The sequence below is a fragment of the Paenarthrobacter sp. NPDC057355 genome, assembly GCF_042667405.1.
Taxonomy (GTDB): Bacteria; Actinomycetota; Actinomycetes; order Actinomycetales; family Micrococcaceae; genus Arthrobacter.
In genome coordinates this window covers 34,679-56,327 of sequence record NZ_JBHVAL010000002.1, presented here as the reverse complement: position 1 = coordinate 56,327, position 21,649 = coordinate 34,679, and the positions used below count along the sequence as shown (strand labels likewise).

The 21,649-nt window shown below is 63.4% G+C and carries 23 protein-coding genes; 19 read left to right on the top strand and 4 right to left on the bottom strand.

Going from position 1 to position 21,649, the window contains the following annotated elements; genetic code table 11:
• Positions 1-3: 3 nt before the first annotated feature.
• The 3 genes from nagB to ACFUOZ_RS04190 all read left to right on the top strand — a co-directional run bounded on the left by nagB (position 4) and on the right by ACFUOZ_RS04190 (position 3,021).
• A complete protein-coding gene (gene nagB, locus ACFUOZ_RS04200; protein WP_377545537.1) occupies positions 4-786 on the top strand; it encodes a glucosamine-6-phosphate deaminase in 783 nt (260 codons plus the stop codon).
• 8 nt (positions 787-794) lie between these two features.
• On the top strand, positions 795-1,133 hold the full coding sequence (locus tag ACFUOZ_RS04195) for a DUF3039 domain-containing protein (RefSeq protein WP_377545086.1): 339 nt from the start codon (positions 795-797) through the stop codon (positions 1,131-1,133).
• 112 nt (positions 1,134-1,245) lie between these two features.
• A complete protein-coding gene (locus tag ACFUOZ_RS04190) occupies positions 1,246-3,021 on the top strand; it encodes a DEAD/DEAH box helicase (protein WP_377545084.1) in 1,776 nt (591 codons plus the stop codon).
• Positions 3,022-3,097: 76 nt separating this feature from the next.
• Here ACFUOZ_RS04190 and ACFUOZ_RS04185 read toward each other — a convergent pair whose 3' ends face one another.
• A complete protein-coding gene (locus ACFUOZ_RS04185) occupies positions 3,098-3,724 on the bottom strand; it encodes an isochorismatase family protein (protein WP_377545082.1) in 627 nt (208 codons plus the stop codon).
• Positions 3,724-5,052: a nicotinate phosphoribosyltransferase gene (locus ACFUOZ_RS04180; RefSeq protein ID WP_377545080.1), complete on the bottom strand. Its 1,329-nt coding sequence runs from the start codon at positions 5,050-5,052 to the stop codon at positions 3,724-3,726. Before ACFUOZ_RS04180 ends, ACFUOZ_RS04185 begins: the two co-directional genes overlap by 1 nt.
• 37 nt (positions 5,053-5,089) lie before the next feature.
• Between ACFUOZ_RS04180 and clpS the strand changes: the two genes are divergently transcribed.
• The 6 genes from clpS (at position 5,090) to rdgB (ending at position 9,398) form a co-directional block, all read left to right on the top strand.
• Positions 5,090-5,452, top strand: a complete 363-nt coding sequence (gene clpS, locus ACFUOZ_RS04175) for an ATP-dependent Clp protease adapter ClpS (RefSeq protein WP_018776321.1) — start codon at positions 5,090-5,092, stop codon at positions 5,450-5,452.
• Entirely contained in the window at positions 5,445-6,011 is a 567-nt protein-coding gene (locus ACFUOZ_RS04170; RefSeq protein ID WP_377545077.1) for a DUF2017 domain-containing protein, read from the top strand. The genes clpS and ACFUOZ_RS04170 overlap by 8 nt, the downstream gene beginning before the upstream one ends.
• Before the next feature lie 64 nt (positions 6,012-6,075).
• The gene (murI, locus tag ACFUOZ_RS04165; RefSeq protein ID WP_377545075.1) at positions 6,076-7,134 is read left to right on the top strand and encodes a glutamate racemase; all 1,059 of its coding nucleotides are present in this window, start codon (positions 6,076-6,078) and stop codon (positions 7,132-7,134) included.
• Entirely contained in the window at positions 7,131-7,928 is a 798-nt protein-coding gene (locus ACFUOZ_RS04160) for an MBL fold metallo-hydrolase (protein WP_377545073.1), read from the top strand. Before murI ends, ACFUOZ_RS04160 begins: the two co-directional genes overlap by 4 nt.
• 46 nt (positions 7,929-7,974) lie before the next feature.
• A complete protein-coding gene (rph, locus tag ACFUOZ_RS04155; protein ID WP_011775233.1) occupies positions 7,975-8,733 on the top strand; it encodes a ribonuclease PH in 759 nt (252 codons plus the stop codon).
• Positions 8,730-9,398, top strand: a complete 669-nt coding sequence (gene rdgB, locus ACFUOZ_RS04150; RefSeq protein WP_377545071.1) for an RdgB/HAM1 family non-canonical purine NTP pyrophosphatase — start codon at positions 8,730-8,732, stop codon at positions 9,396-9,398. The genes rph and rdgB overlap by 4 nt, the downstream gene beginning before the upstream one ends.
• Positions 9,399-9,491: 93 nt before the next feature.
• On the opposite strand, the gene ACFUOZ_RS04145 is transcribed toward rdgB, so the two are convergent.
• Positions 9,492-10,253, bottom strand: coding sequence for a DedA family protein (locus ACFUOZ_RS04145; RefSeq protein ID WP_377545535.1), 762 nt, complete (start codon positions 10,251-10,253; stop codon positions 9,492-9,494).
• Positions 10,254-10,384: 131 nt separating this feature from the next.
• On the opposite strand from ACFUOZ_RS04145, the gene ACFUOZ_RS04140 reads away from it, so the two are divergent.
• The 5 genes from ACFUOZ_RS04140 (at position 10,385) to ACFUOZ_RS04120 (ending at position 14,343) form a co-directional block, all read left to right on the top strand.
• Positions 10,385-10,786: a GntR family transcriptional regulator gene (locus tag ACFUOZ_RS04140; RefSeq protein WP_377545069.1), complete on the top strand. Its 402-nt coding sequence runs from the start codon at positions 10,385-10,387 to the stop codon at positions 10,784-10,786.
• Positions 10,783-11,715: an ABC transporter ATP-binding protein gene (locus ACFUOZ_RS04135; protein ID WP_377545067.1), complete on the top strand. Its 933-nt coding sequence runs from the start codon at positions 10,783-10,785 to the stop codon at positions 11,713-11,715. Before ACFUOZ_RS04140 ends, ACFUOZ_RS04135 begins: the two co-directional genes overlap by 4 nt.
• Positions 11,712-12,398 carry a hypothetical protein gene (locus ACFUOZ_RS04130; protein ID WP_377545065.1) on the top strand — a complete coding sequence of 229 codons (687 nt, stop codon included), beginning with the start codon at positions 11,712-11,714 and terminating at the stop codon, positions 12,396-12,398. Before ACFUOZ_RS04135 ends, ACFUOZ_RS04130 begins: the two co-directional genes overlap by 4 nt.
• A gap of 97 nt (positions 12,399-12,495) precedes the next feature.
• Entirely contained in the window at positions 12,496-13,503 is a 1,008-nt protein-coding gene (locus tag ACFUOZ_RS04125) for an exonuclease domain-containing protein (protein WP_377545063.1), read from the top strand.
• A gap of 288 nt (positions 13,504-13,791) precedes the next feature.
• On the top strand, positions 13,792-14,343 hold the full coding sequence (locus ACFUOZ_RS04120; protein ID WP_377545061.1) for a DUF4395 domain-containing protein: 552 nt from the start codon (positions 13,792-13,794) through the stop codon (positions 14,341-14,343).
• Between the two features lie 6 nt (positions 14,344-14,349).
• Here the strand turns inward: ACFUOZ_RS04120 and ACFUOZ_RS04115 are convergent, their stop codons facing one another.
• Positions 14,350-15,420: an ADP-ribosylglycohydrolase family protein gene (locus ACFUOZ_RS04115; protein ID WP_377545059.1), complete on the bottom strand. Its 1,071-nt coding sequence runs from the start codon at positions 15,418-15,420 to the stop codon at positions 14,350-14,352.
• 135 nt (positions 15,421-15,555) lie between these two features.
• Here ACFUOZ_RS04115 and ACFUOZ_RS04110 point away from each other — a divergent pair, with 135 nt between their 5' ends.
• The 5 genes from ACFUOZ_RS04110 to ACFUOZ_RS04090 all read left to right on the top strand — a co-directional run bounded on the left by ACFUOZ_RS04110 (position 15,556) and on the right by ACFUOZ_RS04090 (position 21,569).
• A complete protein-coding gene (locus tag ACFUOZ_RS04110) occupies positions 15,556-15,858 on the top strand; it encodes a YidH family protein (RefSeq protein WP_377545057.1) in 303 nt (100 codons plus the stop codon).
• Between the two features lie 13 nt (positions 15,859-15,871).
• Positions 15,872-16,234, top strand: a complete 363-nt coding sequence (locus tag ACFUOZ_RS04105; protein ID WP_377545055.1) for a DUF202 domain-containing protein — start codon at positions 15,872-15,874, stop codon at positions 16,232-16,234.
• Positions 16,235-16,399: 165 nt separating this feature from the next.
• Entirely contained in the window at positions 16,400-17,305 is a 906-nt protein-coding gene (locus tag ACFUOZ_RS04100; RefSeq protein ID WP_377545053.1) for an MIP/aquaporin family protein, read from the top strand.
• A gap of 71 nt (positions 17,306-17,376) precedes the next feature.
• Positions 17,377-18,552: an exonuclease SbcCD subunit D gene (locus ACFUOZ_RS04095; protein WP_377545051.1), complete on the top strand. Its 1,176-nt coding sequence runs from the start codon at positions 17,377-17,379 to the stop codon at positions 18,550-18,552.
• Positions 18,549-21,569, top strand: coding sequence for an AAA family ATPase (locus ACFUOZ_RS04090; RefSeq protein ID WP_377545049.1), 3,021 nt, complete (start codon positions 18,549-18,551; stop codon positions 21,567-21,569). The genes ACFUOZ_RS04095 and ACFUOZ_RS04090 overlap by 4 nt, the downstream gene beginning before the upstream one ends.
• The last annotated feature ends 80 nt before the right edge of the window (positions 21,570-21,649 follow it).

The following is a 21,649-nucleotide window of genomic DNA, read 5'->3' as shown; positions in this document are numbered from 1 at the left end:
ACGATGGAAGTTGTCATTCTCCCTGGCACCAAGCAGATCGGTGCGCTTGCAGCCGATGCCATCGAGGCATTGGTGCGGCGCAAGCCCAATGCGGTCCTGGGCCTCGCCACGGGTTCCTCCCCTCTGCCGATCTACGATGAATTGGCGAGTCGTTACGAAGCCGGGGGCCTGGACTTCAGCCAGGCCCACGGCTTCGCCTTGGATGAGTATGTCGGCCTGGCGGCCGGTCACCCGGAGTCCTACCGGGAAGTCATCCGGCGGGAGTTCACCAACCGGGTCAACATCAAGCCGGAAAACGTCCATGGTCCTGACGGTGCTGCTGAAGACCTGGAAGCAGCCTGCCAGGCCTACGAGGACGCCATCAAGGCCGTAGGTGGTGTGGACCTCCAAATCCTGGGGGTGGGGACGGATGGGCACATCGGCTTCAATGAACCGGGTTCCTCGCTGGCTTCCCGCACGCGGATCAAAACCTTGATTGAGCAAACACGCAAGGACAACGCCCGCTTCTTTGACAGCATCGACGACGTTCCGCACCATGTAGTGACCCAGGGGCTGGGCACCATCATGGATGCAAAGCATGTGGTGCTTGTGGCCACGGGCGCGCAGAAGGCCCAGGCGGTCCGGGATTTCGTGGAAGGGCCAGTGGCTGCCATCTGTGCCGCATCCATCCTCCAGATGCACCCCCACGCCACCATCCTGGTGGACGAAGCTGCCGCGTCATCACTGAAGCTGGCCGACTACTACCGGCACACCTACGACAACAAGCCGAAGTGGCAGGGCCTGTAGACGGTAAGATGTTTGGCATGACTACGCTTCCTCCGGATCCATTCGAAAACGACCCCATGCGCGAACTTTCCGGAGCCGGAACGTCCACCTCCACCATCGAGCGTGAAGAAACACGCCAGGACGTGGAACCCGGCGACCGTGAGCGGTTTGCGCACTACGTCCGCAAGGAAAAGATCATGGAATCGGCAATGACAGGCGAGCCCGTCATTGCTTTGTGTGGAAAAGTCTGGACCCCGGGCCGGGATCCCCAGAAGTTCCCGGTTTGCCCGGAGTGCAAGGAGATCTATGAGGGTCTCCGCCCAGGCAATGACGGTGGAAACGGCGACGGTCCGGGCAACTCCAAGTAGTGGGTGGGAAGAGAACACAGGCCCCCTCTGTTCGACACCGCTGCGCGGTCCGCTTCGGCGTGCGCGCAGAAAGTGCCGTAACTGCAACTGCCATCAGGCCGGGGGAGTCAGCATGACAGAAACACTTTTCGGTGGTCCCTCCCTGCCTCCCGCATACCCGGAGCGCGCTGCCTGGGGTACTGCCCCCAAGCTGCGTGCCTGGCAGCAGGAGGCACTTGACCTCTACATGACCCGCAACCCGAAGGACTTCCTCGCTGTGGCAACGCCCGGCGCCGGTAAGACCACCTTCGCCCTGCGTATTGCCACCACGCTGCTGGACAGCGGGGTGGTCAACCGCGTCACGATCGTGGCACCAACCGACCACCTCAAAAGGCAGTGGGCAGATGCTGCTGCCAAGGTGGGCATCGCCATTGACCCCAACTTCAAGAACTCGGATGGCCAGCACGGCAGGGGCTTCGTGGGTGTCGCCGTCACCTATGCACAGGTGGCCAGCAAGCCCATGCTGCACCGTGCCAAGACCGAAGCAGCCCGGACCCTGGTGATTCTCGATGAGATCCACCACGGTGGTGAAGCGCTGTCTTGGGGTGATGGTCTTCGGGAGGCTTTCGATCCTGCCGCGCGTCGCCTGTCCCTGACGGGAACTCCGTTCCGGTCGGACACCTCGCCCATTCCTTTCGTTGAATACGCTGAGGACCGGGACGGGATCCGCCGTTCCAAGGCCGATTACACCTACGGCTACGGCAACGCGTTGCGGGACCACGTAGTTCGCCCCGTGCTGTTCATGGCCTATTCCGGTCAAATGCGGTGGCGCACCAGTGCAGGTGACGAAATGGCGGCGTCCCTGGGCGAAGCCGCCGTGACCAAGGACATCACCTCCCAGGCTTGGCGGACGGCGCTCAATCCCACCGGTGAGTGGATCCCCGCTGTTCTGGCAGCTGCGGACAAACGCCTCAGTGAAGTACGCCGAACGGTGCCGGATGCCGGTGGCCTGGTGATCGCGACCGACCACGACGACGCCCGTGCCTATGCTGGACAGTTGAAGAAAATCACTGGTCAGTCGCCCACGGTGATTCTCTCGGACGACTCTAAAGCCTCCAGCAAGATCGAGGAGTTCTCGGCAGGGGATAAGCGCTGGATGGTGGCCGTGCGCATGGTGTCCGAAGGTGTCGACGTGCCCCGCCTGTCGGTGGGTGTCTACGCCACGTCAACCTCGACACCCTTGTTCTTTGCCCAAGCCGTTGGCCGTTTCGTGCGTGCACGCAAAAGGGGAGAGACGGCGTCGGTCTTCCTGCCGTCGGTACCGCCGTTGATGATCCTCGCCAACACCATGGAAGCCGAGCGCGACCACGCGCTGGACCGGCCCGAAAAGGACGACGACGGGCTGTTCAGCCCCGAGGAAAACCTGATGGCCGAGGCCAACCGGGAAGACAAGGCATCAGAGGAGCTCACAAAGGGCAAGTTTGAAGCGCTGGACTCCCAGGCCTCATTCGACCGTGTCCTGTTCGACGGCGGTGAGTTCGGTACCGGAGCAGACATCGGCTCGGACGAGGAATTGGACTTCCTCGGTATCCCCGGACTTCTGGACGCCGAGCAGGTGGGTACCCTGCTTCGGCAGCGGCAACACGAGCAGCAGTCGCGAAAGAAGCGCCAGTCGCCCTTGGCCGCCGCGGCGTCCCCGGCGATTCCGGACCACCGCATGCTGATGGATCTGCGCAACGAGCTCGCCAAGAACGTCGCCGCGTGGGCTGCCCGTACGGGAACCCCGCACGGGGTTGTCCACACCAAGCTGCGCGAGGTCTGCGGTGGTCCAGCCGTGGCCCAAGCCAACGAAGAGCAACTGCAGGCACGCCTTCGAAAGCTCCAGGATTGGTTCATCGGCCGGAAGTAACCGGCCCTGGACCCTGCCTGATACGCCACAGGGCGCCGCAAATGCGGCGCCCTGTGGCGTTTGGTCTCAAGCGGGGTCAGCCGTGCTCGACCTCGACGCCGGCCGCTTCCAAGTCGTCGAAGACATCGCTGAGGTCTTCGGAGATCCCGGCGGTGAGGTCGGCAATCACGGTGGTGTTGTACCCGGCCTGGACGGCATCCAGTGCTGTGGCTTTGACGCAGTAGTCGGTGGCAATGCCTACGATCACCACATCTTCGACATCATGGCTCTGGAGCCAGTCATCGAGTCCAATCGCGTCCTCGTCGATCACCTCGGCTACCGTGGCGCCGGCTTTCAGATCTCCCGAAGGAACGTCATCTTCCGGCGCCAGGACCCCTTCGAAACCCGAGTAGGCAGCCGTGTACTGTCCCTTGCGGAAGTAGGCCTGGATGTACTCGGGGTCCAGGTCCTCATGCAGCTCAGCGCCTTTGGTGCGGGCCCGGCAGTGCGGCGGCCATGAATCCACCATGTCCGGGTTGTCGGAGAAATGGTCTCCGGGTTCAATGTGCCAATCCTGTGTCGCCACGATGTGATCGAAGTGCTGCTGGTTGGCATCAACGTATTCGGTGATGGCACCGGCAACATCGGCGCCTCCTTCGACTGCCAAGGTTCCGCCCTCGCAGAAATCGTTCTGGACATCAACGATGATCAAGGCCCTGGACATCAGTTCTCCTCGTAAACGGTGGGGATGGCGGCCTCGCCGCGTTGCAAACGGTTCACGACAGGGGGCAGCTCGGCCATGGTTGCCGCATGGCGTTCCTTCGCCCGGATGACACCCTCGGGGCCGGTCCACCCCGGCAGGACCTCACCGTTCTTGACGAACTGGTGGAGCAGGGGGCGATCGTTGCCGTCGTCTTCGGGACGGTGTCCGATGCCCACCACTTCGTGGGTGGCCCGCCCGCGCTCATTGAGCTTGCGCAGGGCGTACTTGCGGCCACCAACACTGGCCTTGTTCTTGGCAGCCTTGGCGACGGAGATGAATTCGCCGGCGTCGTTGGTTCGACTGACCAGTTTGTAGACCATGCTCGCCGTCGGGGCGCCGGAGCCCGTAACCAGCGAGGTCCCCACGCCATAGGAATCCACGGGCGCGGACTGCAGGGCTGCGATGGCGAACTCGTCCAGGTCCGATGTCACCACGATCCGGGTGTCCACATTGCCGAGGTCATCGAGCAACTGGCGGACCCACTGCGCCTGGGCGATGAGGTCGCCGGAGTCCAGACGGACCGCACCGAGCTTGTTGCCGGCGAGTTCGACGGCGGTCCGCACTGCCGTTTCGACGTCGTAGGTGTCCACCAACAGGGAAGTCCCCGGGCCGAAGGCCGCAATCTGGGCTTCGAACGCTTCGCGTTCGGTGTCGTGCAGAAGGGTGAAGGAGTGTGCCGCCGTGCCGACGGTCTTGATCCCGTAGCGCCGGCCGGCCTCAAGATTGGAGGTGCTGGCGAAGCCGGCGATGACAGCGGCGCGGGCCGCCGCCGTCGCTGATTCCTCCTGGGTGCGCCGGGAGCCCATCTCGATGCAGGGGCGGTTCCCCGCCGCCGAGGTCATGCGGGACGCGGCCGAAGCGATGGCGCTGTCGTGGTTGAGGACCGAGAGGATGAACGTCTCGAGGATGCAGGCCTCAGCGAAAGTCGACTCAACAATCAGGATGGGGGAGTTGGGGAAATAAGCGTCCCCTTCGGCGTAGCCCCAGATGTCGCCGCTGAACTTGTAGTCGGCGAGGTAGTCCAGGGTCTCCTTGTTGACCACCTTGTTCTGTTCCAGGAAGGCGAGTTCGGCGTCGCCAAACCTGAAGTCCGCGATGCCTTCGAGAAGGCGTCCCGTACCGCCCACGACTCCGTACCGGCGTCCGTCCGGGAGCCGGCGGGCGAAGGCTTCAAACACCGAACGCCGGTGCGCGGCGCCCGAGTGCAGGGCGGCCTGCAGCATGGTCAGTTCGTAGTGGTCTGTGTACAAGGAAGTTGCGGGATGGTCCCACGACGCGGCTCTACTCACGAATTCACTCTAGTGCGAGCCGCCATAGAATGGACAGATGAGCCCTAGCGTTGCGTTTGGCACGGACATCGACGAGCGGACCGAAGCTGCAGAGCAGACGTCCACCGATGTCCTGACGGCCCCCGATGTCCCTTGGAACCTGGTGATCTGGAACGATCCCGTCAACCTGATGAGCTATGTGAGCTACGTTTTCCAGAGCTATTTCGGCTACTCGGAGTCGAAGGCGCACAAGTTGATGATGGAGGTCCACAAGAAAGGCCGTTCCATCGTGGCGTTCGGAAGCAAGGAACAAGTGGAGCAGCACGCTGTGGCCATGCATGGTTTCGGCCTGTGGGCCACCGTGGAGAAGGCCGCAAGCGGCAACGAAACACCCGGAAAGGGCGGCCGCCAGCGTGGCTAAGGCATTCAAATACGGACTCAAAGGCATTACAGGGTTCCTTGAGCCGGCCGAACGAGATCTCCTGCGCGGTTTGCTGGACGACGTCATCTCGATGCTCGACCCCGAGGTCCGGGAAAACGAAGACCCCCTGGCGGCCCTCATTGGCCTGGACATGGACGTCAAGCAGCCAAGCGACCGGGCCCTCCTGCGGCTGTTGCCGAACGTTTTGAAGGACAACGACGGCGGCTCGCTGGAGTTCCGGCAGCTCACCGAACGCTCTGTCCGGGAGAACAAGATCGGGGCGCTCCGGGCCACCGCAATGGGCTTGGACCGGGAGGACCTGGTCCTGACGCCGGAAGAAGCAGCCCGCTGGTCCATGGCGCTCAATGACGTCAGGTTGGTCCTGGCCGAACGGCTGGACATCCGCGATGAAGCGGACGCCGAGCACATCCACAGCATGCAGGATTGGAGCCAGGCCGAAGACGTGGAGAGCTATTTGGCGTTGGTCTACAACTTCACCACCTGGCTCCAGGAGTCCCTGGTCCAGGCAATGATCTCCGCCCGGCAGGCGAAATCCTGATCGTGGGGGCCCTGTGCCGCCCCGCCCTTGTGACACATAAGACACGAGGCGGAGGACACACCTGATGGCCGCACCCCACGGGAGGCCTTATTCTCGAATAATCATGACATCAGCATCGGGTTCACCAAGCGGCGCTCCGGGCAGTGGCGCCCCCATCAGCACGGGGGAGATCGTGGGAACGCGCCCGATCGGTATTTTCGACTCCGGCGTAGGCGGATTGACAGTGGCGCGGGCCATCATCGACCAACTGCCCAACGAGTCGATCCTCTATGTGGGCGACACCGCCAACGGCCCCTACGGACCCCTCCCCATCGCCGAAGTGCGCGCCAATGCCCTCGGTGTGATGGACGAACTGGTGGACTCCGGCGTCAAGCTCCTCACCATAGCCTGCAACTCGGCGTCGGCCGCTGTTCTCCGCGACGCCCGGGAAAGATATACGGCCAGGTACGGGATACCGGTGATCGAGGTCATTCAACCCGCTGTCCGCCGTGCCGTTGCTGCGACGCGCTCGGGCAGGATCGGGGTCATTGGAACCTCCGCCACGGTGGGTTCGCGGGCCTACGATGACACCTTTGCCGCAGCCCCGGACCTCACCATCACGTCCGTAGCGTGCCCAGCCTTCGTGAGCTTTGTCGAAGCCGGTGTCACCACTGGCCCCGAACTTTTGGCGGCCGCCAACGAGTACTTGGCCCCCCTCAAGGAAGCCGGTGTGGACACCGTGGTCCTCGGATGCACGCACTACCCGCTGCTGACAGGCGTCATCTCCTACGTCATGGGTGAAGACGTCACGCTGGTTTCCAGTGCCGAAGAAACAGCCAAGGACGTCTACCGTGCCCTGGCCACCCACGGCATCCAGCGGATCGGGTCGGGTGCTCCAAGCCACGAATTCATCGCCACGGGAGATGCCGTCCAATTTGAAACGCTGGCGCGCCGGTTCCTGGGACCGGAAGTGCTGTCCGTGAAGCATGTGGACCATGTCGCGGCGCAATATCCTACCGGCAGCCTCGCCCGGATCACCCCCGAAATGCTCGAAGCGGCTAAATCAGGGGCGGGCCTGTCACGGCGCTCGTACTTCGTGAACCCTGCCGATACCGCGGATGCGGCCATGGGGCGTGGCTTGTGAAGCTGACCATCGTGGGTTGTACGGGTTCATTCCCCGGGCCGGGTTCGCCGGCGTCGTGCTATCTGGTAACAGCGCATGACGGCGAACGCGAATGGAAGATCGTCATGGACCTCGGAAGCGGCGCCCTGGGTGCGATCCAGCGGTATACGGACCTGGAGGACATCGACGCGATTTTCCTCACCCACCTGCATCCGGACCACTGCATGGATCTCTGTGGCCTTCACGTAGCAGTGCGCTGGAAGCCCGGCGGCTGGGGACGCGACCGCATTCCCGTGTGGGGTCCAGCGGCCACTGCCGACAGGATGGCCACCGCCTATGGGCTGGACCTGGATCCGGGGATGCATGAGGAATTCGACTTCACCAACTGGGCGGAACAGAAGCCTGTCACGGTTGGACCGTTCACCGTTACTCCCTACGGCGTCAACCATCCGGTAGAAGAGTGCTACGCCTTGCGCGTGACTGCAACCGAGCCGGGCAAGGACGGCGCGCCGGTGACCAGGGTCCTGACATACTCCGGGGACACCGACTCCTGCCAGGGCCTGGAAGACGCCGCCCAGGGGGCAGACCTATTCCTCTGCGAAGCGGCATTCGAGGAAGGCCGCGATGACGCTATCAAAGACGTTCACCTTACGGGCAAACGCGCCGCGGAGGCTGCGGTGAACGCCGGCGCAAAGCGGTTGCTGCTGACCCACATCCCGGTCTGGACCTCCCAGACGAAGGTGATGTCCGAGGCCAAACCCGTTTTCGCCGGAGACGTTGCTGTTGCCGTAGCCGGGGTCCACTACAGCATCTAGCAAGGACCGGCGCAGGCATGACCACCATCGTGGCTAAGCTTGGAGCATGACTTCTGAAGCTACAGCAACACCCGTCATCCGCGCCGATGGCCGGACCCCCGACCAACTGCGACCCATCAGCATCACCCGTGGCTGGTCCAAGCAGGCAGAGGGCTCGGCATTGATCGAGTTCGGAAACACCCGGGTTCTGTGCACCGCTTCCCTGACCGAGGGCGTGCCCCGCTGGCTCAAAGGCGAAGGCCGCGGCTGGGTAACCGCCGAGTACGCCATGCTGCCCCGCGCAACGAACACCCGCTCGGACCGTGAGTCCGTGAAGGGCAAGATCGGCGGACGCACCCACGAAATTTCGCGCCTCATCGGCCGCTCCCTGCGTTCGATCATCGACACCAAGGCGCTCGGCGAGAACACCATCGTCCTGGACTGTGACGTCCTCCAGGCCGACGGCGGCACGCGCACAGCTGCAATTACGGGCGCCTACGTGGCGCTGGCCGAGGCCATCCGCTTTGCGCGCGAGAACAAGCTCATCGCCCGCAATGCCGAGCCCCTGGTGGACACCATCGCGGCGGTCTCTGTTGGCATCATCGACGGCGTTCCCATGCTTGACCTGCCCTACGTCGAAGACGTCCGTGCTGAGACGGACATGAACGTAGTGGTGACAGGTTCCGGCAAGTTCGTGGAGGTGCAGGGCACGGCCGAAGGCGCACCCTTCGACCGCGATGAACTGAACGCCCTGCTGGACCTCGCTCTCCTGGGTACCACCCAGCTGTCCGCGATCCAGCGCGAAACGCTGGCAGAAGCTCCGTGAGCGCCGGGACCGCAGCCGGCACGCCACGCCTGGTTCTTGCCACGCACAACAAGGGCAAACTGAAGGAACTCCGCGAACTCCTCCGGGGCCAGGTGCCCGGTCTCGACGTCGATACCCAGGTAGTTGACGCCGCCGCGGCAGGTGCCCCGGACGTCGCGGAAACCGGAGTCACCTTTGCCGAGAACTCACTCCTCAAAGCCCGCGCAGTGGCAGAGGCGACAGGCTTGGTGGCCATCGCCGACGACTCCGGGCTGGCGGTTGATGTTCTGGGCGGTGCGCCGGGCATCTTCTCAGCCCGTTGGTCCGGACGGCATGGCGACGATGAAGCAAACCTGAACCTGCTGCTGGCCCAGCTCTCCGATGTCCCGGAGGGCTTCCGTGGGGCGGCCTTCGTGTGCGCCGCGGCCTTGGCTGTGCCGGGACCCGATGGCGTTGCCCACGAGACCGTGGAGTACGGCCAACTTGAGGGGATGCTTCTGCGTGAGCCCCGGGGCGAAGGCGGCTTCGGTTACGATCCCATACTGCAGCCCGCCGGCATGGACCGCAGCTGTGCGGAGTTGAGTTCCGAGGAAAAGAACGCCATCAGCCACCGCGGCCAGGCGTTCCGGGCCTTGCTTCCAGCCATAGTCTCTGCGCTCTCCGGTAACGGTTCAGAGCGGTCCTAGTCCGGCACGCAACGACCAAGCAAAAGGCACCCCCGCGATGCGGGGGTGCCTTTTCTCTGCAGTGGCACTTTTGGCTATGTGCGCTCTGGGGCCCTAGTGCTCGCCGTGCTTACCGCCCTCGTGCTCTTCGATGAACTCCTCGACGGGGTCGGTGCCTAGGGCTGCCGCCTTGCGCTTGGCCATGAAACCACGGGCGACCTCGACCATGATCGGAATGACGGAGATCAGGACGATCACGATGAAGATGATGTCGATGTTCTTGCCCACCCACTCAAACTGGCCAAGCCAGGCGCCAAGCAGGGTGACCCCGCCACCCCACAGGACGGCGCCGATGACGTTGTAGAGGAAGAACTTGCGCTTGTCCATCTGTGCAACGCCCACGATGACCGGTACGAAGGTGCGGATGATGGGAACGAAACGTGCAAGGATCAGTGCCTTGCCGCCATGCTTCTCGAAGAAAGCGTGGGCGCTTTCGACGTTCTCCCGCTTGAAGAGGCGGGAGTCGGGTTTGTTGAAGATCGCAGGTCCCGCTTTGGAGCCGATCAGGTAGCCCGTCTGGTTGCCCACGATGGCAGAGACGATAATCAAGCCGCACATGGCCCACAGGTTGAACTCGATGGCCCCCGTGGAGACCAGCAGCCCGGCAGTGAAGAGCATGGAGTCGCCAGGCAGGAAGAACCCCACCAGCAACCCGGTCTCTGCGAAGACGATGGCGCACACCAGGAGAACCACCCACGGTCCCAGCGGTGAGTCGCGGAGGAAGACATCGGGGTTCAGCCAGTCCGGCAGGAACGACGCCATGGCCGGCTGCACGGGGCCAGCGCCCCCAAAAGTGGATACGGCAAGGTCGCTCATTGCAGAAAAGATCACCCATCAAGCCTACTGGACCGCCGCCGTCGTAAATTCCTGTGCCAGGCTCTTGACTCAATTTGAGGGGGTTATATGGTTAGTTACATGAGTAATGAACCAACAAGGCGGTGGTGCGCATGATCGATGACAGCAAGCCGATCTTCATGCAGATCGCCGAACTCATCGAGAACGGAATTGTGGACGGCAGCATGGCCGAAGAGTCCCAGGTGCCCTCCACCAATGAGTTCGCGGCGTTTCATCGCATCAACCCGGCGACTGCTGCCAAGGGCGTCAATGTGCTGGTGGATTCAGGAATTCTCTACAAACGCAGGGGGATAGGGATGTTCGTCGCCACAGGGGCCCGCGCCCAGTTGATCGCGCGCCGCACCGAGGAATTCTTCGAACAGTACGTCAAGCCGCTGGCTCTGGAGGCCCGGAAGCTGGGTATCTCGGCGGAGCAGCTGAACACCATGATCGAACGCAGTTCCACACTCGCGACGGAGTCCGGAACAGACAAGGAAAGGAGCGCGGCCCTGTGAACGACACCATCGTCGAGGCCCGTAACCTGTTCAAGCATTACAAAGACCTCAACGCGCTGGACAACGTCAACCTGAGTCTGTCGGCCAACCGCATCTACGGCCTGCTTGGACGTAACGGCGCAGGCAAAACCACGTTGATGTCCATCCTCACCGCGCAAGCCTTCGCCAGCTCGGGCGCGGCGCTCGTCTTCGGTGCCAGCGCCTACGAGAACGAGTCAGTGCTGTCCCGGATCTGTTTCATCCGCGAATCCCAGAAGTATCCGGATGACTTCCAGCCGCGGCACGCCTTCCGGTCCGCCGCGCTCTTTTACAAGAACTGGGACCAGGGCTTCGCGGACCGGCTGGCAGAAGACTTCCAGCTTCCCGTCAAACGACGGATCAAGAAACTCTCCCGAGGCCAGCTGTCCGCCGTCGGAGTCATTATCGGCCTCGCGTCGCGGGCGGAACTGACGTTCTTCGATGAGCCGTATCTGGGCCTCGATGCCGTGGCCCGCCAGCTGTTCTATGACCGCCTTGTGGAGGACTACGCCGAGCACCCGCGGACCATCATCCTTTCCTCGCACCTGATCGATGAGGTTGCCAACCTGCTGGAGCACGTGGTGGTCATTGATCGCGGCCGAATCATCATGGACGCGGATGCGGAGGACATCCGGGGTTCGGCGGTAACCGTGTCCGGTTCCGCCGACAAAGTGGACGCCTTCCTGGCGGGCCGCAGGATCCTGCATCGGGAAACGCTGGGCTCGCTGGCCTCGGTGACGGTGGACGAGGCACTCACCAGCAGGGAGCGGGCGGAGGCCCGGGAACTGGGACTCGAGTTATCCCCTGTGTCCCTGCAGCAGTTGGTGGTCCGCAAGACCATGGCCGGGTCGGGCGCCAGCGGAACAGGCGGTGCGGACTTCGCCGATGACACGATGGAGGCAAGGCGATGAGCAGGACGGTAGCAGTTGCCCGGATGCAACTGATCAACAAATGGACATACATCGGATGGCCTTTGACCATCCTGGCGGCATCCTTCCTGATGTCGCTCGCGATTTTCGCGCTCATCCCCGTCAACGAGGGCAAATACGGCGGCGGAAGCCAGGCACCCATGTGGTACTTCCTGGTCCTGGGAATCCAAAGCATGACCCTGGTTTTCCCGTTTTCGCAGGGCCTGAGCATCAGCCGCAAAGCCTTCTACCTTGGCACGCTGGGACTGTTCTCCCTCATTGCCCTCGGCATGACGGCGCTCTATTTGCTGGGCGGTGCAATTGAAGGAGCCACCAACGGTTGGGGCGTATATGGCTACTACTTCAAAGTCCCTTGGGTAACGGATGGCCCATGGTATTCCACTGCCGCATTCTTCTTCGTGGTGATGATGTTGATGTTCATCATCGGATTTTGGTTCGCCACTATCTTCAAGCGCTGGGGCACCAGCGGAACGCTGGTCTCCACCCTGGGAACAGGCATTGTCCTGATCGGTCTTGCAGCCTTGGCTACGCTGCTGGACTGGTGGGGCGCAGTGGGAAGCTGGGCCGCCCAACAAACGCCCCTCAGCATCAGCGGGTGGATGGCTTTGTTGTGCGTAGTGCTCGCGGCCGGCTCCTATGCAACATTGCGGCGGGCAACACCGTGACATCGAAAATGTAGCGTTGCCCACAATGCAGGCCGGAAGGGCCGCCCCGCCGTCGAAATCGGCCAGGGGCGGTCCTTCCCGGCTGTAATCTTGTCCAGTGGCATTGGACTTTACGGCGATCGACTTCGAAACAGCCAACGGCTTCAGGGGGTCCCCGTGTTCGGTGGGGCTGAGCAAGGTCCGTGGGGGAGTCGTCGTGGAGGAAGCCTCATGGCTGATGCGCCCGCCGGAGAACCACGACCACTTCGAATTCCACAACACCCGCATTCACGGGATCAGGGCCGAGGATGTCGCAGGACAGCCCAGGTTCGGGGAGCTTTTCCCGGAGATCGGCGCCTTCATCGGTGACGATATCCTCGCAGCCCACAACGCCGCCTTCGACCTCGGTGTCATCAGGTCCGGTTTGGAAGTCTCAGGGCTTCCCGGCCCGGCCTACGACTACGTCTGCACCGTGATGCTTTCCCGGCGCTGCTATTCGCTGGTGTCCAACTCGCTGCCCTATGCGGCCGAAGAAGCCGGTGTTCCGCTGGTGAACCATCACGATGCCGCGGAGGATGCCCGTGCCTGTGCCGGAATCCTGGTGGATATTGCCCGGCGCAACAACGCCAACAGCATCGCCGAACTCTACCTTTCCTTGGGCCTGAGCCTGCCCAAACAGCCGGCATTCGATCCTGCCGATGGCTTGTCAAAGGCCACCATGTCCGCCCTCGCGGCCCGGACCGGCGGCGCATTCGCAGCCGGCCCTGCACGGACTGCGGAAGCCCCCGGTTGGTCTGCGTGGCCCGAAGAAGGCCCCAATCCTTTGCCGAACCCTGCAGCCGAACCCGGGCATCCGCTCTTCGGTCAGACTGTGGTGTTTACGGGCGATCTTGCCATCACCAGGCCTGAGGCCAAGTCGCGGGCAGCTGATCTGGGAGCCCGCCCGGAAAGCCGCGTCACCGCACGGACGACTGTTTTGATCGTTGGCGACGGATTCGTCGCAGGCGACCTTCGCGCCGGACGGCTCACCGGCAAGGCAAAACGCGTCTTGGAACTTCACGCCAAGGGCCAGCAGATCGAAGTCGTATCAGAGGGCGAGTTCCTGCAAATGGTGGGCGGCGCCTGAGCGCGTCCCTGGCGCTCTCCCACATCCCGCGGGTTTCCTGCATACGCTCGTTCACATTTCCACCCGTTTTCCCCGACGCTATCTCACCTCCCGCGGGCTGGCAGGACTGTCGCGACACCGGATTGGCATTTGGGCAGATCTACCACCCGCAGGGGAGGGAGGGTTTTTGTTTTGGTGGTGGGATGTGATTGACGGTTGGGGGAATGAGCGGGGGAAGTGAGAGAGCGTGGGAGTCATAGTCCGCAACATTGCTTTCCGCTGGCCAAGCGCGGCTCCTAGCCTAGGTGCATGACAAAGCCAACCGTTCCTGCAGCGCCGGCGCGTCAGAAAGTGGGGGCGCGTGTGAACCGCACGGTTGATTGGCGGGCTGTCTTCGCGTTCCCCAACCCCGTCAACGAGTATGCCGCCCGTATTACTGCCGGACTGGTGGTGCTGCTGGCGGTTGCGACCTTGGTGACGGGTTGGGGCTGGGGCTTGGTGGTCCTGGCAGCAGGATTCTGGCTCCGCGTGCTGTTTGGTCCCCGCATCTCCCCGCTTGCGCTGCTGTCGGTCAAGGTGCTGGCGCCCCGCATCGGACATGCCAGGCTCGTTGCCGGTCCTCCCAAGCGATTCGCGCAGGGGCTGGGGGCCGCCATGACGAGTGCCGCCGTCGTTCTGTATTTCACCGGCCTCCAGCCGGCCGCGTGGGTCGTACTGGCCCTGCTGATCGCGGCTGCGTCTTTGGAATCGTTTGCTGGCTACTGCCTTGGCTGCGCGATCTTCGGCCTCCTGCAGCGCCGCGGACTGATTCCCGAGGATATCTGCGAAGCCTGCAACAACGTCACGCTTCGCCGCTCGTAGGGACCCTCAGCCCGCAGTGACGGCAATCAGCCGCTCCGCCATGCCACGAATCACTTCAGGGGCTTCCAGCGCAGCGAGCCAGTCCGCGGGAAGGCCTTCCTCACCGTAGTAGGCTCCCAGGATGTTTCCGGCAACGGATCCGGTGGAGTCGCTGTCACCGCTGTGGTTGATGGCAACTGCGATGGCCCTGCGGAAATGCTCTTTGGGGTCCTCTCCGGTGGTGGACAGGACGGCATAAAGCCCGACGGCGAGGGCCTCCTCGGCGACCCATCCCTCGCCGAGCGCTGCAGTCAGCTCCTCCGGGCCCAACACAGTGCTCCGGGCGGACAGTTGCAACGCCGCCTGCAACCGCTCACGCAGCTCGGGCGCCTGGGTGGATACGCCGTCCGTGTAGGCCAGTGCCTCCTGCGCTGCCTCGCGGATGCTCCTTCCCGCGACGATGTTGTGGATCAGCAGGCTGAACGCCGCAGCGCTCAGCCGCGCCGAAGGGTGGCCGTGAGTCAGCGAAGCCGCATCCGAGCTGAGCTTGTAGACCGCATCCGGTGAAATGTGGGGGATCAGGCCGAACGGTGCCGAGCGCATTACCGTGCCGCAGCCTTTGGAGTCGGGGTTGACCGGACGCGCCACTGTTCCCATCTCGCCCGAAGCGAGCCCGCTCAGGCACGCGTTGCCGGGGGCCCGCCGGTGCCGGAGCACCTCCTGGGCGTCGATCCACCGGGGCTGTGGGACGGGCGCAGAGGAAGAAATTTCCACGTCCTGCGTTGCAAGCCACCGCAGATAGGCGAGCCAGAGGCAGGCGATTTCATCGGCGGCGACGCCGTCGTTCGCCCATTCCAGGGCCTCCACCAGGCCATCCACCGTATAGAGCGTCATCTGGGTGTCGTCCGAAAAGTGGCTGCCGCCGTCGATCTGTCCAAAGGAGGTGAGGCCGTCTGGTCCGTAGTGCGCGCGGATCGCGGCAATGGAGTCGAACTCCACGGCATAACCCAGGGAATCGCCCAGGGCTCCGCCCAACAGGGAGCCATGGACGCGGGAGGTGAAGGAAGGCACGGCAAGGGAGGTAGCTTCAGCACTCATGCCAGTAACTTACCGTGCCCGGGACGCCCCCGCTGATATGGTGGTGAGGCTGTGCGGCGCTGAGAAACTTGGAGAGACAACGTGCGTGAACCTGCTTGGCGACAAACGGGCAAAACTCCTGACTACAGGTTTTCCATGGCCAATGAACGGACCTTCCTGGCCTGGATCCGAACCTCGCTCGCTTTGCTTGCCGGCGCAGTGGCCGTCGATCAGCTGGCGCCAAATATCGCGCCGACGCCGGTCCGCCTGGTTTTGTGCGTGTTGCTCGCCCTTGTGGGGGCCGGCCTTGCGGCCCTGTCCTACCGCAGGTGGGGCCGGATGGAAGCAGCCATGCGCAACGACGAGGCCCTGCCCTTCTCCCGTGTGATGTTGTTCATGACCATCGTTGTTGCCGTGGCGGCTTTTGCCTTCGCAGTGTTGATCCTGGTGGCCCGTTGAGCGGGAAAGACCTGTGACCAGCCTTGGTCCGGAAGCTGCCCGGGATCCCGGGCTGCAGCCGGAACGAACCACTCTGGCGTGGCGCAGGACCTTGATCTCCCTGGTGGTGGTGGATCTGTTCATTTGGCGCAGCTGGCTGACCTCGGAGCCATCCCCGGTCAGTCTCATCAACGGCCTGCCGGGACTCGATTATCAAGGAATCTGCGCCCTCATGGCTGCAGCAGCCACCGTTGTTCTCGCTTCCGTTGTGTGGGTCCGGTCCCGGCAGCTGCAGGCCGGCATCGCAGCGTCCTCGGCACGGCTGATCCTGGCCAGCACGCTGGCCGTCATGGGACTGGGTGCCGCCGCGATCGCGGCCATTGCGTTGGGCGGATAAGCTCGAGGGTGGGCCGAAGCACCACCAGCCTTAACCCAGCAACTGTCCAGATTCGGCTGGCAAAATGCTCAAGGGTCCCGGGGCGTCCACGAGTCGCCTCGTTCGATCCCCACGTGCTTGGGCACCCGTACCACTTTCCACCCCGATCGTAAGGACCCGTTCCCCATGACCTCTTCTGTTCAGGCCACTGCCGAACCCCAACCGGGACTCCTGGCCAGGTTGGGGGCCGAAGCCTTGGGATCGTTGTTCATCGTCCTGGTCGCTGTGGCCACTTTGATTTTCTCAGACCGTTCAGGGCAGCCACTACCGTCAGCCTTGGCTACGGGGCTGACTGTTACCGTCGCGATGCTGGCGTTCGGCTACGTGTCCAGTGGCCATTTCAACCCAGTGATCACCTTGGGTAGCCTTATCGCCGGACGTATCCGGGCTGCTGCAGCGCTGGCGTACGTTGTGGCGCAGATCATCGGCAGCGTGGTCGGTGCAGCGCTTGTCTTCATAGTGGTGACCACTGTGCCGGTGATTACGGATCCGCGGGCCGCTTTCGGCTCGGTAGTTGCCGGCTACGGCGAGCACGCAGCGGCACAAACCCAACTGGCCGGTGTGCTGCTGGTGGAAGTTGTTGGTTCCGCCCTCCTCGTTGCCGTGTTCCTCGGCGCCACGGCCGGACGCCGGGCTCTTCCGTCCTTGGCCCCCTTCGCAGTGGGCCTTTCGGTAGCCGTGCTTCTGCAGTTCAGCCAGGTTCTTGGCAACCTCCCGTTCAACCCCGCACGCGCAACCGCCCAGGCATTCTTCGGCCCCTCATGGGCCTTGGACGGCCTGTGGCTGTTCTGGGTGGCTCCGCTCATGGGCGCGGCGTTGACGGGGCTGGCTTTCCGTGGCTTCCAGGGTCTGTCCGCAGGCTCTGACGCAGCTGCCGAACCCCAAAGCCGTTCGGATGCCATCAACGACGAATTTGATGCCGGTACCTCTGAGGAGGCTTTGGACTCCGGAACGGAGGCCGCTCCGCAGCCGCTTCCAGTGAAGCCGGCACACGATGACGCCCGGGACTTTTTCGACAACAAGAAGGGCTAGCAAGCCGTAAGGGCCGACGGCGGACGGCTTGTCTGCGCTTTTTTGTCGGTGCCCGCGGTTAGCTTGGAAATATGCGGTTACTCCACACATCGGATTGGCATTTGGGCCGGTCATTCCACGGCGTAGGAATGCTGGAAGCCCAGCGTGGCTTCGTGGACCAGCTGGTGGCTTTCGTCCAGGCCGAATCAGTGGACGCGGTGCTCATTGCCGGAGACGTCTATGACCGTGCGCTGCCCGGGTTGGACGTAGTAAAGCTGCTCGATGACGCCCTGTTCCGCATTACCCAGGCTGGAGCCGCCGTCGTCCTGACCAGCGGCAATCACGATTCCGCGATCAGGTTGGGCTTCGCAGCCCGGCTTCTGGAGCGCGGCGGAGTCCACGTCCGGACGCGCGTGGAGGAACTTGACGCCCCGGTCCTCCTGCCGCTGGATCCCGGAGGGGATCCATCTGCCGAGGTCGCCATCTACGGGATTCCCTACCTTGAGCCCCGGCTGGTGGCAGAGCGGCTGGCAGTCGATAACGCCAACCACTTCGATGTCACAAAGGAGGCATTGGACCGGATCCGACGGGACGTTGAGCGCCGGCGCGAATCCGGCCCCGTCCATCCCGTCGTCCTGGCGCACACTTTCGCCAGCGGAGGCATCACCTCCGAAAGCGAGCGGGATATCAGCATCGGAGGTCTGGGCGCGGTTCCACTGGACCTGTTTGAAGGCTTCACGTATACGGCATTGGGCCATCTTCACGGCCGTCAGGTGCTGGCACCCAACGTCCGATACTCAGGTTCTCCGTTGGCCTACTCCTTCTCCGAGGCCAAGCACCACAAGGGCGCGTGGTTGCTGGAAATCGGAACCGACGGAGCAGCCAGCGTTCAGGAAGTCCACTGGGAACCGCCCAAGGCGCTGGCGGTCCTGCGCGGAAAGCTGAGTGATCTCCTGGCCTCCGAGGAGTTCGCCTGGGCAGAGAGCGCCTACTGCCAGGTCACCCTGACGGATGCGGAACGTCCGCCCCAGGCCATGGAGAAGTTGCGCACGCGATTCCCCGAAACGCTGGTTCTTGCCTTTGATCCCGAAGGCGCCGAATCCAAGCCTCAGACAAGTTACAGCAGCCGCCTCGCCGAGGCCGAAAGCGACCTGGACATTTGTTGTGGCTTCCTCGAGCACGTCCGGGGCAGGGGACCGGCGGACTCCGAGGCAGCGGCACTGTGCGAAGCACTCGAGGCCGTCCGTTTGGAGGAAGCCGAACTATGAGGATCCACCGGCTGGACATTGAAGCGTTCGGGCCTTTCGCCACCCCACAGCACATCAATTTTGACCTTTTGAGCGCGCAGGGCTTGTTCCTTCTCAACGGCGCAACCGGCGCAGGCAAAACGAGCATCCTGGATGCCATCTGCTTTGCCCTGTACGGTTCAGTGCCCGGCGCCCGGCAGGAAGGCAAGCGGCTTCGCAGCGATCATGCCCTGCCCGGCGCCGAACCTCGGGTGGTCTGCGAATTTTCCGCACGCGGGAGGCGCTTCGAGGTCACCCGCTCACCGGCGTGGGAACGCCCCAGCGCACGTGGTCGCAAGGGCTTCACCACCCAGCAGGCAAAGACGCTCCTGCGCGAGAGAGTAGCCGGGCAGTGGGAAGAAAAATCATCAAGGAATGACGAAGTTGGCGCCGAACTTTCCGATGTCCTTGGCATGGACAGGGACCAGTTCACCCGGGTAGTGATGCTGCCGCAGGGCGACTTCGCGGCCTTCCTGAGGTCCAAGGCCGGCGACCGGCTTGATCTGCTCCAGAAACTGTTCGGCACCCAGCGCTTTGAAGCAGTGGAACAGCAACTGGCCCGCCAGGCCGCAGAAGCTGCCAAAGCCGTGGAAGAGAATGCCGCCGAGCTCAAAATGCTCCTGGACAAGGCAGCCTCCGAACGCGATCAGCTTGGTCTGACGGAAGCCGGCACCGCTGATGACGGTTCTCCCTTGGATACCGCTGCTGATCCTGGACTGTGGCTCGCTGAAGTCCAAGTGCAGGTAGACGACGAAGCGAAGCGGCGGCAGGAACGGGCCACAGCCGCTGAGGCCCTGTCCACCCGTTTGACTGGCGAGCTCCGGGAGGAGCAGGAGAAAACGCTGCGGCACCAGCGGCTGCGAGCAGCAATGCAACGCAAAGTCCTTCTTGAATTGGCTGCTCCGCGTGCTCTGGAAAACAAGGAGCTGCTCCAAAAGCACCGCCGTGCTGCTGTGCTCAGCGGACAACTGGACGCCGTTGATGCTGCCGGGCGCAAATACGCCTCTGCTGAGACCCGGGTGGCGCAGCTCCGTGAGAAGTTATCCGTATCGGGCCTGAACGCTGAAAATCCCGCAGCCGCGCTGGAGAGCGTCAAGACCTCGATTGCCGTCCTTCAAGCGAAGCTCCCTGATGAGCAACGCCTCGGGGAAGTTGCCGCACGGCTCGCCGCGCAGCAAAAGGAAGTCGCCCGTCAGCAGCTTGCGGCGGAGTCCTTCGCTGCTGCCCTGACGCAACTGCGCGAGGACGCCACGCAGCTGGAGACCCGGATGGAACCCCTGGTGTCCGTTGCCGCTGACGTGGCTGCGACGGAACAGGCAGCATTGGCAGCGGCAGAACTGGTGGGCGTTGTGTCCCGCCACTCAGTGGCCGCCGCTGAGCTGGAGGAGCTCACCGCCAGGCACCTTGAAGCCCGGGCCACCTCGCAGGATTTCAGGGACAAGTGGCTGGACGTGCGGGAACAGCGGCTCGCGAATGCGGCGGGCGAACTGGCTGCCGCGTTGGAGAGCGGAGAACCCTGTGCCGTGTGTGGGAGCACGGAGCACCCGAATCCTGCCTCGGCGGTCCGTACAGCCCTGTCCCTTGCCCAGGAAGAAGAAGAAGCCAAGGCCCGCTTCGAAGCCAGTGAGGAAGCGCAGGGAAAGCTGGGAGAAAAACTGTCCGCCGCTGCCCAAATGGTTGCCGGTCTTCAAGCCCAAGGCGGATCAACGGATCCGGCCGAAGCGGAGGATCGTTTGGCCGAAGCCGAGGCTGCCGCTTCTGCCGCCAAGCAAGCCGCCGCTTTGCTGGACGAACTGCGGGCACGCCAGGAAAAGGTCGCCCAGCGGCTGCTCACTGCGCAACAGCAGCATGCAGAGTGCTTGCAGGCCGAAGGGCAGGCATCATCGAGCGTTCTGCTGCTCCAGGAACAACATGAACTCCTGGAATCAGGGCTTGCCACGTTGCGGGCCGATTTCCCCAGCTTGCGCGATCGCTTGGGGGCTGCGTCGGCCGATTGTGCGCTGCTTCAGGCGGCCGCTGACGCCGGGACAGAGCTCGCCCGTGCAACAGAAGCGCGCCTCGAAGCCGAGGAATCGTTGGAGAAGGCGCTCCTGGCAGCGGGATTTTCCTCTGCCGAGGAAGCCCGCCACGACATCCTCTCGGCCGCTGATGTGGTGGGTCTTGAGAAGGACATCGCTGACTTCGACGCAGAGACCGCTCGGGTGGATGAGTTGTTTGCCAACGAGGACCTTGTCTTGGCCGCAAAGGAAGCCAGTATTGGCACCCTTCCCCTGTCCGAAGCTGGTCTTGCCGAGGCACAGCGCGCGGCATCAGTCGCGGCCGAGGATTCACAGGCGGCGGCGCTGGCAGCAGGCCTTGCGGGAAAGTCTGCCGAAACCGTCCGTCGGGTGCGTACAGACTATGAGGCTCTCGCCGAAGCCGGCAAGGAACCCCGGATGCGCGCCTTGATGCTGGCCGGCTTGGCCGATACTGCCCGCGGATCCGGCGACAACGGGTACCGGATGAGCTTGAACACCTACGTCCTGGCAGCACGACTGGAGCAAGTCGCCCTCGCTGCATCCGAACGGCTCGTATCCATGAGCGATGGCCGCTACACGCTGCAGCACACAGACGCCAAGGCGGCCCGGGGTGCGAAGTCAGGCCTGGGTCTGGAAGTCGTGGATGAATGGACCGGTCAGCGTCGTGACACGTCCACTCTCTCCGGAGGGGAGTCCTTCATGGCGTCGTTGGCGTTGGCCTTGGGCTTGGCCGACGTTGTGCAACAGGAGGCAGGCGGCGTCGACATCGAGACCCTGTTCGTGGATGAGGGCTTCGGTAGCCTTGACGAGCAGGCGCTCGAACAGGTGATGGACGCCTTGGAAGGACTGCGCGACGGCGGCAGGGTGGTTGGTCTGGTCAGCCACGTTGCGGAGATGAAGCAGCGCATCACGAGTCAACTTCAGGTGGTCAAGGGACGCAACGGCTCCAGCGTGCGGTTCGCTGAAGCTGTTCCCGCCTGAGCCTCGTCCGATAGACTTATTGCGTTACACCGGGTCGCGCGCATCGGGAGGAGGGACGATGCGCACACTTTAGCGAACCC